Origin of the sequence: Allostigmatella hybrida (assembly GCF_020103775.1) — a bacterium.
Lineage (GTDB): Bacteria > Myxococcota > Myxococcia > Myxococcales > Myxococcaceae > Hyalangium > Hyalangium aurantiaca.
Genome location: NZ_JAHXBH010000002.1, coordinates 234,113 through 248,580 on the forward strand (window position 1 = coordinate 234,113; position 14,468 = coordinate 248,580).

The following is a 14,468-nucleotide window of genomic DNA, read 5'->3' on the forward strand; positions in this document are numbered from 1 at the left end:
ACTCAGACGGGGACGGCTTAGGCCGCCGGAGGAGCGTTCTTGGCGGCGACCTTGATGAGGTCGGCCACGGTCTCGGAGGGCAGCGCGCCCGTCTTCAGCCAGTACTGGAGCCGCTCCTGGTCGAAGAGCACCTTCGGGGGGCTCTCGTTCGGATCGTAGGCCCCCACGGCCTCGATGAACTTACCGTCCCGGGGATTGCGGGAATCGGTGGCGACCACATGGTAGTACGGCTTCTTCTTGGCGCCCGCGCGGGCGAGACGGAGGACGACGGCCATTGCTTTGAACTCCAGTGAACAGAGCAGCCAACTGAAAATTGTAGGAGGGGCGCTATTAGCGTCCCTCGCTCGGGATTGTCAAGGAAGCTCGGGTGCTTGCGTCGACTGCGCGGCATCCTGCCCGGTGCGATTGGCAAGCTGCCCGCAGGCGCCGGCAATGTCCCGGCCCCGGTTCTGGCGAATGAACGCCGCGATGTGACCCTCGGCGAGGATGGCGCGGAACTGCTCCGCCCGCTCCTCGACGGTGGTGTGAAACCCCAACCCGGGGTTCTCATTGTAGGGAATCAGGTTCACCTTGGCCGGGATTCCCCGCAGCAGCGCGATGAGCCGGTGGGCGTCCTCGTCGCTGTCGTTGAAGCCCTTGAGCAGCACGTACTCGAAGGTGATGCGCCGGCCCTGGCGCAGGGGGAACTTGCGGCAGGCCTCCAGCAAGGCCTCGATGTTCCACTTGCGGTTGACGGGCATCGTCTGGTTGCGCTGCTCGTCGGTGCTGGCGTTGAGCGAGATGGCGAGCTTGACGTCGGTCTCCTGCCCGAAGCGCTCGATCATCGGCACCAGCCCCACCGTGGAGACGGTGATGTGGCGGTGGGAGAAGTTCGGGCCGTTCTCGGACTGGAGGATGGAGAGCGCCGTCTTGAGGTTCTCGAAGTTGTGCAGGGGCTCGCCCATGCCCATGAAGACCAGGTTGGAGAGCGGCCGGTAGGTCTCCAGCCCTTCACGCTGCCGCACCTCCCGGTTCACGGTATGCACCTGTGCGACAATCTCCCCCGCGGTGAGGTTGCGCTTGAGCCCCAGGGTGCCCGTCATGCAGAAGGAGCACTTCATGGCGCAGCCCACCTGGGTGGACACGCACAGCGTCTTGCGGTCCTCGGAGGGCATGTAGACGGACTCGATGAAGCGCCCGTCCCGCGTCTTGAAGCGGTACTTGATGGTGCCGTCGCGGGAGACCTGCTCCAGGTCCTTCACCAGGGGGACAATCTCGGCGCGCTCCTGGAGCTTCTGGCGCAGCGCCTTGGAGAGGTCCGTCATCTCCTCGAAGGAGGTGACGCCGCGCTGGTGCAGCCAGCGGTAGACCTGGCCCGCGCGAAACGCCCGCTCGCCCAGTTGCTCGGTCAGGAACTTCGCCAGCCCCTCCAAGGTCAGGCTGGACACGTCCACGAGCTTCGGCGCCGCGGGGGCCGGCAAGGGGGTGGTGTCAGGCAGGGTCGCGGAGAGTTCGGCCATTGTCGTCAATCAACGGGAAGGAGATGGGGGTCCCATCCCACATCCGTGGCCATCAAGTCAAAGGAGGGCTCGGTCCCTCCCTCACTCCAGGGGCAGGTAAGAAATGGGCCGGGGCCCCTCTTTTATCAGACCCCCCGGGCTGCGGATGTCCCGCAGCTGCCCGCGGGCAAGTGCCTCACGAGGCATCGGTCGGAGTCCTCCAATGACAGAAGCGAATAAGGGATGGAGCAGCGGCCTGAGGGTGCTCGCCGCCGCGCTCATGCTGTGCGCCGCCGTGCCAGCGCACGCGAGGTGCGTGGATGGCACGGTCGTGGAATGCACCGCGTCCAATGGGTGTCCCGGAGAGTCCATCTGCGATGGCATCAAGTTCGGTAAGTGCGTGGCCAGTGACTGTCATGCACCTACGGTTTCAGTGACGATCCAGACCTCGGGGCTCGGTTCAGGCCGTGAGGTGACGGCCGGTCCCAGTTCCTGGGGCTACCAACCTGGCAATGACCCACAGCCGGCGTACCTGTTCCCCAAGGCTCAGCGCCCTGTCGTCTTCACCGCGACCGGGGTGTCTTCCGGGAGCGTGCGGTTCGTCAAGCTCAGCGGGGAGCTGAAGACCCTCTGCGCCGCGCGACGGGTCAACCAGCACGACTCCGAGCACCGCCATGAGACGATCGTCCCCTTGAGCAGCGAGAACACGGCGTCTCACTCTCAGTCGTCCCTCTCCACTTCGCTTCAGGTGAATTTCCTTTCCTTCCCGGAGTTCAACTGCCCCACCGGCTTCCTGCCTTGGAAGCAGGAAGTCTCTCTCTACGCCGAGACCACCACCAGCTACGGGAACAAGGCCTACAGCTATCGCAAGAGCTTCATCTCCGTGCAGACCTTCAAGGTCGCCACGTACAACGTCCAAAATGGCAAGCTCGCATTGGGTGGGGATACGATCGACGCCCTCGCGGCGCACATGAATGAGAATGACGTGGACGTGGCCGCCCTGCAGGAGGCTGACCACACCACCGTCACCCGGCTGCGCCAAAGCCCGAACATTGGGTTGCTCAGGACGGCCGTCTACGAGGCGCCCGTCACCATGCAAGCGGGAGGAGCCAACGCGATCTTCAGCAAGTTCCCAGTCTACCGGCACCAGAGCATCCAACACTCCAGGCCTATCCCTGGCATGGACCACCGGTGGCATTACGTCACGCTCGACCTAGGGGGGTTCCACGTCAAGCTGGCCAACGTGCACTTTATCTCCAATTCGGTTGCCGAAAACCGTGGCATCTACGCGCCCGACCACCGCCGCACCAACGTGCAAGACGTCGTGAATCACATGAGCGCGCTGGGCACTCCTGCCATCATCGCGGGTGATTTCAACACTCCTGTGTTCCAGGAGGACTCGGGCTACCAGATCTTTAACAGCCAGTTGGATTCCATTACCTCCTCGCCGATCTACCGGCACTTCTGTCTGACCAACAGTTGCGAGGGGTCCTTGAATCCTGAATCCCGCTACAACATCGACCAGATCTGGGCCACGATTGTCACCCCTGCGGGGCTGAAGGTCGTGGACGGTTACCTGGCCAGACGCCCTTCTGGCGACGAGCCATCGGACCACACGATGCAGGTCAGCCGCCTGAAGTTGGAGGAGCCCCTGTACTCCGAGTAGGACAGGTGGGCCGAGCGGTGTGGGGTGCCCCTCGGAGGGGGCTGCCGGGTACCAGCGCTGGCTGCCCGGCGGCCCGCCACTTCTTCAGGCCGCGATGGAGGGAGCGCCCGCGGTTGGGAGCGCTGGGGGCTGCGAGGCGTGTTGTTCCTGGGTGTAGGGGATGCGGTGCCGCTCGAGAAACTCGAGGGAATACCGCTTGGGATATTCCTGATACCACTTGAGCAGGGTCGCCTCCCCCAACTCTTCCCCCAACTCGTCATAGATGAAGCCGTACTGCCGCTTCAACGAGGCTTGGTACCGCTTCATGAAGCGCTCGGGGTTGGCTTCATAGCGCTTGCGATCTCGCTGCTTGTCGCTCGAGTTCGCGGGCAGATGGTGGACGAAAATGCCCAACCGGTCCAGGCAGTAGCGCTGGTAATCCAGCGTGTACTGCATGAAGGTGTGCCACATCTCATCGATCATGAGCAGCGGGGCCTGCACGGCCAACCGAGGCCCCTGGGCTTCGATACTGCGTGCGCAAAGCCACAGCCACTTCTTCGTTTCGTGGAAGAGCTCACGCGCCTCCGCTTCGGGGACGGCATAGATGTCCAGGAAACGCCGGAGAACCTTCTCGTTGCGGTAGGACAGGGCCTCTGACAGCGAGCACACCTTCTTCCTTCTTGGAGGCCGAAGGTTTTGCTGCCCGCGTGGGGTCCTTTTCTTCGCTGCCTTTTTCATCACGCCCTCGATCGCGTCTCCCGGAAGAACGCAAGTGCCATCGCTCTTGTGGCGGGCGATGGCACCCGCAACCGAAATGCCCTACTTGTTGCCGATCCGGCAAAGGTTGCAGACCATGCAGAAGCTACAGATCTTACAGATATCAATGGGGCCCTTGGTGCTGTCCTTCACCAGCGCGGAGATGAATTGATTGGCCTTCTTCGAGCGGGTCTTCTTCGCATGGGTCTTCTTCATGAGGCTCCTCAAGGGGGCAAGTGAGACGCTAGAAACATAGCACAAATGAAGGCCTCGCGGGGAGTGCGATATACACATTTGTGCTCCAAGGCGCTCAAGCCTGGCTTTGTAACATGAATGGATACTCCCCCCGCCCACCTGTAACCATCCGCGTTACAATGAGCAGGAGGTTCGCCTGCCCAGATGGCCCATCGGTGAGAGGCCGCTCCATGCCCGATCGAGGTGGCGCACGACAACTCGCTGAGTGGTGCTGGCGACGCGCTCAGCGGCATCGGGAAGGTCCAGGCTCAGGGAAGCCAGCTCTTGAACTTTCTTTTCAGGGCAGCGCGCTTCTGAGCGTCCGACAGGAATATGTCGATGCCGCCATCGTACGGGCAGATCACTGCTCCTGTATGGACCGAGAATGCTGTCACGTAGTCAAGCCGGTCCAGCGACACATCGCGAAAGATGGACGCTACGTCTTCCCAATTCCACTCTTGGGTGCGGACCCAGAGAACCATGTGCTGAACATCAAAATGGTCTTGTAAGGCGTCTACCCAGATGGGAGGTGGCTGGGTGATTGCCTTGAAGTCAGCCCCTTGTTCTTCCGGCAACGAGGGACGGAGTTGATTGAAGGTCGTCATCCAAAGCGCGGCCTGGGCCCGGGGCTCGAAGACTTCTCCGCTGATCTGACCCATGCGCTGAAGAACCTCCGCCACCTCCGATGCAGTTTCAGGGGTACGCTTCGCATCAGGAAGCGTATGGAAGCGGAGCCATCGCTCGGGGTGCTTCTTCCGAAGAAGAAAGCCCACAGGCGGCACTTCTGGGAAGAAGTGTTCCCATGACTTGAGAATGGGTTGGGTTGCCATGCTAATTACCGACCTTTCGCGTCAGGTCGTCATTGAAGGTGCCCAAGCGTTCACCCTTGTGATCGAACATCTTCCAGGTTCCGCCCTTGTGCACGTCTTTGTCTGGCGTGATGTACTTGTTTCCAGATTTGAAGACGGGCTGCCCATGAGCCTTGAATGGCGGGTCCGAAATCTCTGTGTATCCGAGTTTCCGTGCCAATTGGCGGGCTTCACTGCGCGTGAGGGGTTCCGTCCGGCGCTTAGGACTAGACGGTGGATCGGCTTTGGGGTCCTTCTTGCCCTTTCTGCCAACTCTCAGTTGGGAATCAGGCGCCGCTCCACCCATGATGGCGCTCGCTGTTCCTGAAGGTACTTCGCCGCTGAGAAGTCCCCCACCACAGCCGACCAACGAAAGCGCGGCTGTCAATATCAGTAACACTGAATGGCGCACGAGAAACTCTCCATTGGCAGAGGTTGTCCCAGTGTCTAGTTCACTTCAGGCCAACCCGTAAACCGGAAGGTGGGTTGCTCGCGAGCCTGACGCTGCGGGGAGAAGCGCGCGGCCAGGGAGGCCTGCCCCACCAGACCCCCTCTCTGGTGGCGCACCGATATATCAGCCTGATATATCGGTGTGCGAGGAGGTCACCGTGGCCAGAGAGAGCACCTGTCAGTTCGCCATCCTGGGAATGCTGTGCCGGGAGCCCATGAGCGGATACGGCCTGCGCCAGGCCATCGCGCGGACGGTGGGGCACTTCTGGCAGGAGAGCTACGGCAACCTGTACCCGGCACTGGAGCGGATGGAGGCCGAGGGGCTGGCCGCGCTCGACCGGGAGGAGCGTTCGCCCGGAGGGCGGGTGCGCAAGGTGTACCGGGTGACGGCGAAAGGGCGGCGGGTGCTCGCGGAGTGGTTGCGCCGGCCGGTGGTGCCCCACGTGGAGCGCAACGAGTTGCTGCTCAAGCTCTTTTTCGGCGCCCGCGTAGGGCCGAAGTCCTCGCTGGTGCACGTGGAGCGCAGCCGGGCCGAGGCCATCGGGCTGCTGGCCGCGCTGCGGCTCATTGATGAGGACGTCCGCGGCTCACGGGAGGACCATCCGGAGCTGCCCTATTGGCACTTGTCCATTCGCGCGGGATTGCTGGGCCTGGAGGCGCACCTCCGCTGGTGCGACGAGGCCCGGGAGACGCTCCAGCGCCGTGCGCACACGGAGCGTTCGAAAAAGAAGAAGGAGACGCGGGATGAGCGGTGAAGAAGGCGCGCGGCGCGTGCCGGTGCTCTGGCCCTGGCTTGCCCTGGTGGGCGGGACGGGCCTGTCGATGCTCTTGAACTCGCGAGGGTCGCTGCTCCCCGGCTGGGGGATGGGCGCCCTGCTGCTCTTCTTCGTCCGACAGCAGCGGCCGGGGGTGGGCTTCGCCGGAATCCTCTGCATGAGTACCCTCGCCACGGGCCTGGTGAACCGGGAGGTGTTCCCGGGGTCCGTCGCGGGCAATTTCGGGATGGCCTTGGGCGGCGCCTTCTTCCTGGCGCTGGTGTTCCTGGCGGACCGGCTCATCGTGGGACCGCGGGCGTCCTTCGCGGGGACGCTCTTCCTGCCGGCGGCGATGACGGGGATGGAGTTCTTCAGCAGTCTGGGCAACCCGTTCGGCACCTGGGGCTCGTTGGCCTACACCCAGGCGGGCGCGCCCGTGCTGGTGCAGCTCGTGTCGGTGACGGGCCTCTGGGGCCTGACGTTCCTCCTGGTGTGGTTCGCCTCCGTGGCCAACTGGGCCTTCGAGCACCGGGACTCGGGGCGCCACCTGCTGCCTGGGGCCGCGGTGTTCGTGGGCATGCTTGGGAGCATCCTCGCTTTCGGCGCGCTGCGGCTCGCGGGGGCCGGGAGCGTGGGCGAGCGCGTGCGGGTCGCGGGCATCACGGTGGCGGGAGAGGTGGCCGCGGGACGTGAGGCGGGGCTGTCCCGGCTCATCCAGGGAGGGGCCTGGGGAGACGAGGACTGGCGAGCCTTCGCCGAGGCCTCGGGTGCGGTGAACGAGGAGTTGTTGCGCCTGTCCGCGCGAGAGGCCGAACGCGGGGCGAAGCTCATCCTCTGGTCCGAGGGCAACGCGGTGGTGCTGGCCGGGCAACTGCCGGCCCTGCTCTCCCGGGGGAGCGCCCTGGCGCGCGAGCGGAGCGTGTGGCTCGGCATGGCGGTGGCGAGCTTCGAGCCCTCGGCGGAGCGCCTGTTGCGCAACGAGCTCATCCTGGTGGGACCGGAGGGAAACGTGGCCTGGCGCTACGTGAAGGCCCGGCCGGTACCGGGTTGGGAAGCGGACCACTCCATTCCTGGGAGCCCGGAGGTGCCGGTGCTGCGCGGCTCGGACGTGGGGAACGTGGGGGGGGCGATCTGCTTTGATGCGGACTTCCCAGCGGACTTCGCCGGCCCCACGGCACGTGGACTCGAGCTGCTCCTGCTGCCCGCGAGCGACTGGCGAGGCATCAGCTCGCTACACAAGCGGCAGGCGGTTTTCCGTGCCGTGGAGCAAGGGTTCAGCATGTTGCGGCAGGCCAACCAGGGGCAATCGGTGGCGGTGGATGGCTACGGGCGCGTGTATGGCGAGCTGGACCACTTCACGGCGGCAGAGCGGGTGCTGCGCGCGGAGCTGCCGGTGGGACAGGTCCGCACGCTCTACACGCGCATCGGTGACTCCGTGGGAAGCCTCTCCGGCCTGGCCGCGCTGGGGTGGGTGGGATGGGCCGTTGTGAGAGGGCTTGCCCAGCGGTGGCGCGCGGCGCAGAGGGCGGCTGGGAAGCCGGTGAAGAGCGAGGGCTGAAGCAGCGGCCTGCGGATGGCCCCTATGTGGGGCGAGAGGACTGCGTGTCCTCCGCGGGGTGACCGCTATCCCCGATGCCTGGCGATGAGTGCGTTCGCAGCCTCCGGATGGCGCTTGCACTCGAGCAACGCGCTGAGAATCAGCGGCGCGACGATGGTGGCATCCGACTCGATGACGAACATCGGCGTCGTCTCGGTCAACTTGTCCCAGGTGATCTTCTCATTGGGCGTCGCGCCGGAGTACGAGCCATAGGACGTCGTCGAGTCGCTGATCTGGCAGAAGTAGGCCCAGGGCTTCACGGGCTTCTGCAAGTCATACTTCGTCGAGGGCACGACGCAGATGGGGAAGTCCCCGGCGATGCCACCACCAATCTGGAAGAAGCCGACCCCGCGCCCCGCGGAGAGCTCTTCGTAGCGGTCATAGAAGTCGGCCATGTACTCGATGCCCGACTTGACGATGCTCGCGTTGCAGTCGCCCGTCTTCACGTAGGACGCGAAGATGTTCCCGAACGTCGAGTCCTCATAGCCCGGCACGACGATGGGCAGTTTGCGCCGCGCGGCCTCCAGCAACCAGCAGGCCTCGGGGTCCCCCTCGTACACCGAGGGGTCGAGCGCCTGGGTGAACTCGTAGAAGTACTCGTGCCAGAAGCGCCGCTCTCCCCGCGCGGAGGCGTTCTTCCACATCGGGACGACGATCTTCTCGACGGCCCGGAACGCCTCGTCCTCGGGGATGCTCGTGTCGGTGACCCGCCGCATCCGCTGCTCGAGGATCTTCGTGTCTTCCTGCTTGGTGAAGTACCGGTACTCGGGGAAGTCGCGGTACGCCTTGTGGGCGACGAGCCGGAAGAGCGACTCCTCCAGGTTGGCCCCCGTCACGGACATGCCGTGAATCAACCCCGCCCGGATGGCGGGCGCGAGGGTGATGCCCAGCTGCGCGGAAGACATCGCGCCCGCGACGCTCCAGAACATGCGGCCGCCGGCCGAGATGTGCTCCCAGTACGACAGGAGCGCATCGCGCGTCGCGCGCGCGTTGAAGTTTTTGTAGTTCGTGAGGACGAACTCCAGCACGGGAAGTTCGGATGTGGGCATGGGGGCCTCCAGCAACGACAGGGTCGAGGCTCGGGAGGCGCCATTCGAGCAAAGCCACCCGAGGACACCCTACGGTCACGGCGAGAGGCCGTGCCGCCATCGGAGCGTCAAGTGGCTCCCGGCTGGCTACCACAGGAGGCCCTCGCGTGGCCAGAGAGCCTCGCGAGGGCCGGCGCGGCGTGACACCTCAGAGGGGATGGCTCAGGGCATCGGCCGCGAGCTCACCGACGGCGCGGCGGGCATGGACGGCCAACCGTTGCTCCAGACAATGGCATCCACGAGCATCACGCGCGCGGTGTGGGCGCTGTTCCACGCGTGGTACACCATCACCGAGGTCCCGGAGGGAGAGGTGATGACCGAGCCGTGCCCAGGGCCTTCCCAGCCCGGCACGGTCTTGAGGATGGGAGCGCTGGCCTTGGTGTACGGGCCCAGGGGGCTCGTCGCGCGGGCCACGCCGATGGCGTAGGTGCCGTTGTAATAGGCGTTGCCGCTGTAGAAGAGGTAGTAGTAGCCGTCCTTCGCCACGACCCACGGCGCCTCGACCACCCCACCCTCCCAGGAACGATCATTGGTGATGAGCGTCTGCCGCGTGCCCACCAGCGACAGGCCATCCGCCGAGAGCGCCTGGCCGTAGATGGGCGTCTTCTGCCCCACCGCGTTGCCGTCCGCCTTCCACACCAGGAACTTCGTCCCCGCGGTGTCGGTGAAGAACGTGGCGTCGATCATCCCCATCGACGCATCCTGAATCAGGGGGCGGCCCAGATCGGTGAAGGGCCCGAGCGGACTGGTGGCGGTGGCGGCGCCAATCGAGAGGACGCCATTGGTGGCGCGCGCCGTGTAGTAGGCGATGTAGCGCGAGCCCACGCGGTGGATCTCCGGAGCCCAGAAGTCCGAGGAGGCCCAGGAGGGCCGCTTGCCCGAGGGGAAGATGTAACCCGCATGCGTCCAGGTCACCAGGTCCGAAGACGTCCGGATGGGGAACCCATTGGCGGCGCCGCCCGAGGTGCACACCGCGATGTACTTGCCCCCATCGAAGATGACGCCCGGGTCGGCGCAGTCATTGGGGAACACCGGGTTCTTGTAGAGCCCTCCGCAGCCCGTGTACCGGAACGTCATGGCACAGCCATTGGAACCGGTGAAGTACGGCCTCCACCCATTGGAGAGCGCCGCGTAGGAGTTGGCCCCTTCGTTGACGCACGAGCGGTCCCAGAACACGCGCCCGGCCGTGTCGTCGTAAGTCCCCGGGTTGGCGTGGATCCACTTCGGGCCATAGGTGACGCGTGTGGAGCACGCGGGGGCTCCCGCGCAGTCCGAGTCGAACGACATCACGCACGCGTTGTTGCCGGTGAAGTACGGCTTCCACCCATTGGAGAGCACCGCGTAGGAGTTGGACCCCTCGTTGACGCAGGTCCCATCCCAGGTCACCTGGCCGTCCGCGATGTCGAATTGATCCGGGTGACCGGGGTGGATCCACGCATCGCCGTACACGATGCGGGTGGTACAGGCGAGCGGCGCCTGGGCAGTGGCCAGTGCCGCCGCCCCCTCGCCTCCCGCCTCATCGCCACATCCCACGCCAGAGACTGCGGCGGCGGCACCCAAGACGGTCAGGGCCGCGAACTTCCGATAGGTCTTCATGAAGAGACACCCTCCTGGAGTCATGCTCCAGGAGCACTCTGCCTCAGAACAGAAAATCCTGGAAATACGAAAATACCAGTATGCCCTGGGGTATCTTCAGAAAGCCGTAGGCGGGTCGTACACCTCGGCCGACGCGAGGTAGGCGCTGGTGTTGTATCCCCCTGTGATAAGGACCCTGCCGTCGTCGAGCCGCGTCGCCGTATGCACGTAGCGCGGTGTGGTGAGGGAGCCGGTGGGGCTCCAGGTGCCCGTGACCGGATCGTACAGCTCCGACGCCGCCAGGTACCGGCTGCCCACGTCGTTGTATCCCCCTGTGACGAGCACCTTGCCGTTGGCGAGCAGCGTCGCCGTATGCCAGGAACGCGGCGTAGACAGGGAGCCCGTGGGGCTCCAGGTGCCCGTGGCCGGGTCGTACAGCTCCGACGCCGACATATACCGGCCGCCCTGGCTGTTCTCTCCCCCCGAGACGAGCACCTTGCCGTTGGCGAGCAGCGTCGCCGTATGCCCGGCGCGCTTGGAGAGCATCACGCCAGTGGGACTCCAGGTGCCCGTGCCCGGGTCGTACACGTGCGCCGCCGCCAGGTATCCCGCAGGAAACTCTCCTCCCGCGAGGAGAACCTTGCCATTAGGCAGCAGCGTCGCCGTATGGCGATAGAGCGGTGTGGGCAGAGCGCCAGTGGGACTCCAGGCCCCCGTGGCCGGGTCATACACCTCCGAAGATGCCAGGGGACTCGAATTGTAGATTCCCCCTACGATGAGCACCCTGCCATCGAGCAGCAGCGTCGCCGTCTGGCGGTAACGGGGAGTAGACAGAGATCCGGAGAGACTCCAGGTGCCCGTGGCCGGATCGTACACCTCCGACGCCGCCAAGAAGCCATTGCCGTTGGATCCCCCTGAGACAAGAACCTTGCCATTGGGCAGCAGCGTCGCCGCATGCCAGAAGTGCGCTTTGGACATGGGGGCGGTGGGGCTCCAGGTGCCCGTGGCGGGATTGAACACCTCCGCCGCCGCCAGGAACCCTGTATCGCTCCACCCTCCCAAAACGAGCACCTGGCCGCCGGGCAGCAGCGTCGCCGTATGCTCGTAGCGCCGCGCGGCCATGGCCTCCACGGCGGTCCAACTTCCCGTGGCCCGCCAGACCACGCCCTTGGAGACGCACAGCGCAAGATGGCCCGTGTTCTGTCCGCCGCGTCCGTCCTTCACCGTCACGCTCACCTGGCAGTTGTTACAAGGGGACGTGGGCAGGGCCGAGGGCGTGAAAGCCGCGCTGGTGGCGGCCATGTCCGTGAAGCTGCCCGCGCACGTGGTGTTCCACTGGTAGCTCAGGCTGTCGCCGTCCACGTCGGTGGCCGACACGGACAGGGCCGTCGGCTGGCCCACATTCAGGTAGGACTGCGTGGAGGTCAGGGCCACCAGCTTGGGAGCGGTATTGAAGCCCACCTTCACCTCGGAGGCCCCGCTGCCCTGCGAGACATTCACCGTCACGCTCACCGAGAGCGACGCTCCCCGGGAGTCACTCACCGTGAGCACGAGGGTCACCGCGCCCTGGGTGGCGGGCGCCGTCCAGAGGGTCTGGGGCTGGGCGGGAGCCGAAAAACTCCCGGAGGGAGCCTCCCAAGCGAAGCTCAAGGTGTCGCCCGCGTTGGGGTCATGGGCGCTGACCGCCAGCGAGACACTGCCCCCCGGGACCACGGTGGACGGGTTGACCCTCAAGGAATCGATCAGGGGCGCCTCGTTGCTCAAGGGAGGCGGAGGGGTGACATCCTGGAGCGTGAGGGCCACCAGGCCGGTGGCGTCCGCCGTGACGGTGACGTCCTCGGCGCGCCCCTCGTAGCGCAAGGTGCCGGCCGCGGTGAACGCCTGGGCCAGGAAGCTCCGGTGAGGGCCCGCTGGGATGCCTTCCAGGACGCCACTCCACGTACCGTCCGTGAGCACCAACTGGGTGGAGAGCGAGGCCATGTCGGAGGCGGAAACCGTAACGGTGACGCGTGAGACGTCGCCCGGCGCGGCCGAGGCCGTCTCAATGGCCAGCCGCATCGCGCCGGTGGGAGCACCGCTGGGGGGCAGCGGCGAGGGTTCACAGCCGGCGAGCACCGCCAGCATGAGCAGGGGGAAGGCGAAGAGACGCAGCAGGGACACAGGAGGTCCTTCTCTGGGAGAAAAGGGGCGCGAGCAGGAGGGCGCGGCGGGCACTGTAGAACAACACGCGCATGCGTGCTCAATGAGGGAGTCGCGGCGCTGCTGGAAACTCAAGCCCTTGGAGAAAGCGGGATGAGCGGAGAAGAAGGCGCGCGGCGCGTACTCGTGGGGCCGCAGGCGTCCTTCGCGGGGACGCTCTTCCTGTCGGCAGCGATGACGGGGATGAAGTTCTTCAGCAGCCTGGGCAACCCGTTCGGCGCCTGGGGTTCGCTGGCCTACACCCAGGCGGGCGCGCCCGTGCTGGTGCGTGCGGCAAGCCAACCAGGGGCAGTCGGTGGCGGTGGATGGCTACGGGCGCTTGTATGGCAAGGAGTGCCCCTGGCGACCTTGACCCAGCAGCCTCCCCGAAGGTTGGTCTGGTACAGTCATTTCGCCCCGTTCGATGGAGGCAGGCATGGCAGAGGTGATGACGGACAATCGGCGCGGCAAGGGTTGGCGGATCGCGCTCTGGCTAGGAGCGGGGGCGCTGCTGCTGGTCCCTGCGGTAGCCATGCAGTTCACGCCCGAGGTCCAGTGGGACAAAACCGACTTTCTCGTGATGGGTGCGCTGATCGCCGCTGTGGGGGGCGCGATCGAGTTCCTGATGCGCCGGGCGAACAGCCCCGCCTATCGCGCGGGCGCCGCGCTCACTCTGGTCACGTCCTTTTTACTCATCTGGGTGAACCTGGCGGCCGGGGTCATCGGGACGGAGGACCATGGCGCGAACCTTCTTTACGCGGGCGTCCTCGCGATCCTGGCCGGCGGCGCGCTGAGGTCGCATTTCCGGCCCGCGGGCATGATGCACACGCTGGTCGCAGTGGCGGCGGCGCAGGCGGCAATCGGTGCTGCAGCGGTGCTCGCCGGCTGGGGCGCCGAGGGGCCAAACTGGCCTCGCGACGTGATCGGCGCCAACGGTATGTTCGCGGCGCTGTGGCTGGCCTCCGCCACCCTGTTCGGCCGGGCGGCGCGCATCTGAACTCCACGCTCAGGCCTGGGTGCTCTCCAGCAGTTCGATGTAACGCCGGGCGGAGCTCGCGACCGCGTCCCCTCCGCGCTGGAGCACCTCCCGGCCGGGAAACGCGCCGTAGACGCGCTCGAATCGCCACGGCGCGAGCGTGGCGGCGATGCGCCGCACCGTGCCCGCCGACAGCGGCATCATGTTGGGGTAGCTCCAGAGGAAGGAGACTCGAGATGTGTCGCTGGCGACCTGCACGATGTCTCCACTCAGCAGGGCCCCCCGCTGGTCCGCGCCGGCCGTCCAGTGCAGGACCGTCCCTCCGGGGAAATGGCCGCCGAGCCGGATGAGCGTCACCTGCTCGCCGAGCTTCAGCGTCTCGCCGCTCCAGGACTGAATGTGAGGATCCGGGCGCATCACCCACTGCGCATCAGCGGAATGGAGGTGGATGGGGCACTGGAAGGCGCGCGCCCAGTCCTGCATGCACGTGTAGTAGTGCGGGTGGGAGATGGCGATCGCGCTCAAGCCGCCCAACGCGCGCACGATCGCCTCGGTCGCCCCGTCGAGCAGCGCCACGCAGTCCCACAAGATGTTGCCCACCGGCGTGCGCAGCAACAGCGCGCGCTGGCCAATCGCGAAGCTGGGCTGTGTATGGATGGCGAACAGACCCGGTTCGAGCTCACGCCAGCTGTTGGCGTGTCCCCGGGCGAGTGCTTCGGGGGTCGTCCATGTCTGGCCTCCGCGAGGCATGTACTGGCGCTCGTCTTCACAGATAGGGCAGCGGGACGGGGGCGTGGAGGACTCCGGGTAGGAGGTCCCACAGGTGGAGCAGAGGTGGATTGCCATCAGCACGCTCCTGGAGCCGTGTTCACGGTGGATACAATGTGC

General features: G+C 65.8%; 14 protein-coding genes. 4 read left to right on the plus strand and 10 right to left on the minus strand.

The window, feature by feature from the left end; genetic code table 11:
* Positions 1 to 17 precede the first annotated feature (17 nt).
* Positions 18 to 275: a 30S ribosomal protein S16 gene (gene rpsP, locus KY661_RS06220; protein WP_013376034.1), complete on the minus strand. Its 258-nt coding sequence runs from the start codon at positions 273 to 275 to the stop codon at positions 18 to 20.
* A 78-nt stretch (positions 276 to 353) separates the two neighbouring features.
* On the minus strand, positions 354 to 1,499 hold the full coding sequence (rlmN, locus tag KY661_RS06225) for a 23S rRNA (adenine(2503)-C(2))-methyltransferase RlmN (protein WP_225409328.1): 1,146 nt from the start codon (positions 1,497 to 1,499) through the stop codon (positions 354 to 356).
* A gap of 241 nt (positions 1,500 to 1,740) precedes the next feature.
* Between rlmN and KY661_RS06230 the strand changes: the two genes are divergently transcribed.
* Positions 1,741 to 3,144 (plus strand): endonuclease/exonuclease/phosphatase family protein, encoded by a 1,404-nt coding sequence (locus KY661_RS06230; RefSeq protein ID WP_225409329.1) that lies wholly within the window; start codon positions 1,741 to 1,743, stop codon positions 3,142 to 3,144.
* An 84-nt stretch (positions 3,145 to 3,228) separates the two neighbouring features.
* Here KY661_RS06230 and KY661_RS06235 read toward each other — a convergent pair whose 3' ends face one another.
* The 4 genes from KY661_RS06235 to KY661_RS06250 form a co-directional block, all read right to left on the minus strand.
* Entirely contained in the window at positions 3,229 to 3,792 is a 564-nt protein-coding gene (locus KY661_RS06235; protein WP_225409330.1) for a glycine-rich domain-containing protein, read from the minus strand.
* A gap of 150 nt (positions 3,793 to 3,942) precedes the next feature.
* Positions 3,943 to 4,095, minus strand: coding sequence for a hypothetical protein (locus KY661_RS06240; RefSeq protein WP_225409331.1), 153 nt, complete (start codon positions 4,093 to 4,095; stop codon positions 3,943 to 3,945).
* Positions 4,096 to 4,382: 287 nt separating this feature from the next.
* Entirely contained in the window at positions 4,383 to 4,943 is a 561-nt protein-coding gene (locus KY661_RS06245) for a DUF3885 domain-containing protein (RefSeq protein WP_225409332.1), read from the minus strand.
* 1 nt (position 4,944) lies between these two features.
* Positions 4,945 to 5,373 carry a toxin C-terminal domain-containing protein gene (locus tag KY661_RS06250; protein ID WP_225409333.1) on the minus strand — a complete coding sequence of 143 codons (429 nt, stop codon included), beginning with the start codon at positions 5,371 to 5,373 and terminating at the stop codon, positions 4,945 to 4,947.
* Positions 5,374 to 5,569: 196 nt separating this feature from the next.
* Between KY661_RS06250 and KY661_RS06255 the strand changes: the two genes are divergently transcribed.
* Both KY661_RS06255 and KY661_RS06260 read left to right on the plus strand, forming a co-directional pair.
* Positions 5,570 to 6,166, plus strand: a complete 597-nt coding sequence (locus tag KY661_RS06255; protein WP_225409334.1) for a PadR family transcriptional regulator — start codon at positions 5,570 to 5,572, stop codon at positions 6,164 to 6,166.
* Positions 6,156 to 7,724 (plus strand): nitrilase-related carbon-nitrogen hydrolase, encoded by a 1,569-nt coding sequence (locus tag KY661_RS06260; protein WP_225409335.1) that lies wholly within the window; start codon positions 6,156 to 6,158, stop codon positions 7,722 to 7,724. Before KY661_RS06255 ends, KY661_RS06260 begins: the two co-directional genes overlap by 11 nt.
* A gap of 65 nt (positions 7,725 to 7,789) precedes the next feature.
* On the opposite strand, the gene KY661_RS06265 is transcribed toward KY661_RS06260, so the two are convergent.
* The 3 genes from KY661_RS06265 to KY661_RS06275 form a co-directional block, all read right to left on the minus strand.
* A complete protein-coding gene (locus KY661_RS06265; protein WP_225409336.1) occupies positions 7,790 to 8,812 on the minus strand; it encodes a deoxyhypusine synthase family protein in 1,023 nt (340 codons plus the stop codon).
* A gap of 201 nt (positions 8,813 to 9,013) precedes the next feature.
* The gene (locus tag KY661_RS06270) at positions 9,014 to 10,447 is read right to left on the minus strand and encodes a glycoside hydrolase family 43 protein (protein ID WP_225409337.1); all 1,434 of its coding nucleotides are present in this window, start codon (positions 10,445 to 10,447) and stop codon (positions 9,014 to 9,016) included.
* A 96-nt stretch (positions 10,448 to 10,543) separates the two neighbouring features.
* Positions 10,544 to 12,586 carry a Kelch repeat-containing protein gene (locus tag KY661_RS06275; RefSeq protein ID WP_225409338.1) on the minus strand — a complete coding sequence of 681 codons (2,043 nt, stop codon included), beginning with the start codon at positions 12,584 to 12,586 and terminating at the stop codon, positions 10,544 to 10,546.
* A gap of 454 nt (positions 12,587 to 13,040) precedes the next feature.
* On the opposite strand from KY661_RS06275, the gene KY661_RS06280 reads away from it, so the two are divergent.
* Complete coding sequence (locus KY661_RS06280; protein WP_225409339.1) at positions 13,041 to 13,601, plus strand: hypothetical protein; 561 nt, start codon at positions 13,041 to 13,043, stop codon at positions 13,599 to 13,601.
* Between the two features lie 9 nt (positions 13,602 to 13,610).
* Here the strand turns inward: KY661_RS06280 and KY661_RS06285 are convergent, their stop codons facing one another.
* The gene (locus KY661_RS06285) at positions 13,611 to 14,426 is read right to left on the minus strand and encodes an MBL fold metallo-hydrolase (RefSeq protein WP_225409340.1); all 816 of its coding nucleotides are present in this window, start codon (positions 14,424 to 14,426) and stop codon (positions 13,611 to 13,613) included.
* Positions 14,427 to 14,468 lie beyond the last annotated feature (42 nt).

What these genes read in the sequence shown, in the direction of transcription:
- KY661_RS06280 (WP_225409339.1), top strand. Translation starts at nt 13,041, where the DNA reads ATGGCAGAGGTGATGACGGACAATCGGCGCGGCAAGGGTTGGCGGATC.
- KY661_RS06260 (WP_225409335.1), top strand. Translation starts at nt 6,156, where the DNA reads ATGAGCGGTGAAGAAGGCGCGCGGCGCGTGCCGGTGCTCTGGCCCTGG.
- rlmN (WP_225409328.1), bottom strand. Translation starts at nt 1,499, where the DNA reads ATGGCCGAACTCTCCGCGACCCTGCCTGACACCACCCCCTTGCCGGCC.
- rpsP (WP_013376034.1), bottom strand. Translation starts at nt 275, where the DNA reads ATGGCCGTCGTCCTCCGTCTCGCCCGCGCGGGCGCCAAGAAGAAGCCG.
- KY661_RS06270 (WP_225409337.1), bottom strand. Translation starts at nt 10,447, where the DNA reads ATGAAGACCTATCGGAAGTTCGCGGCCCTGACCGTCTTGGGTGCCGCC.
- KY661_RS06240 (WP_225409331.1), bottom strand. Translation starts at nt 4,095, where the DNA reads ATGAAGAAGACCCATGCGAAGAAGACCCGCTCGAAGAAGGCCAATCAA.
- KY661_RS06245 (WP_225409332.1), bottom strand. Translation starts at nt 4,943, where the DNA reads ATGGCAACCCAACCCATTCTCAAGTCATGGGAACACTTCTTCCCAGAA.
- KY661_RS06285 (WP_225409340.1), bottom strand. Translation starts at nt 14,426, where the DNA reads ATGGCAATCCACCTCTGCTCCACCTGTGGGACCTCCTACCCGGAGTCC.
- KY661_RS06265 (WP_225409336.1), bottom strand. Translation starts at nt 8,812, where the DNA reads ATGCCCACATCCGAACTTCCCGTGCTGGAGTTCGTCCTCACGAACTAC.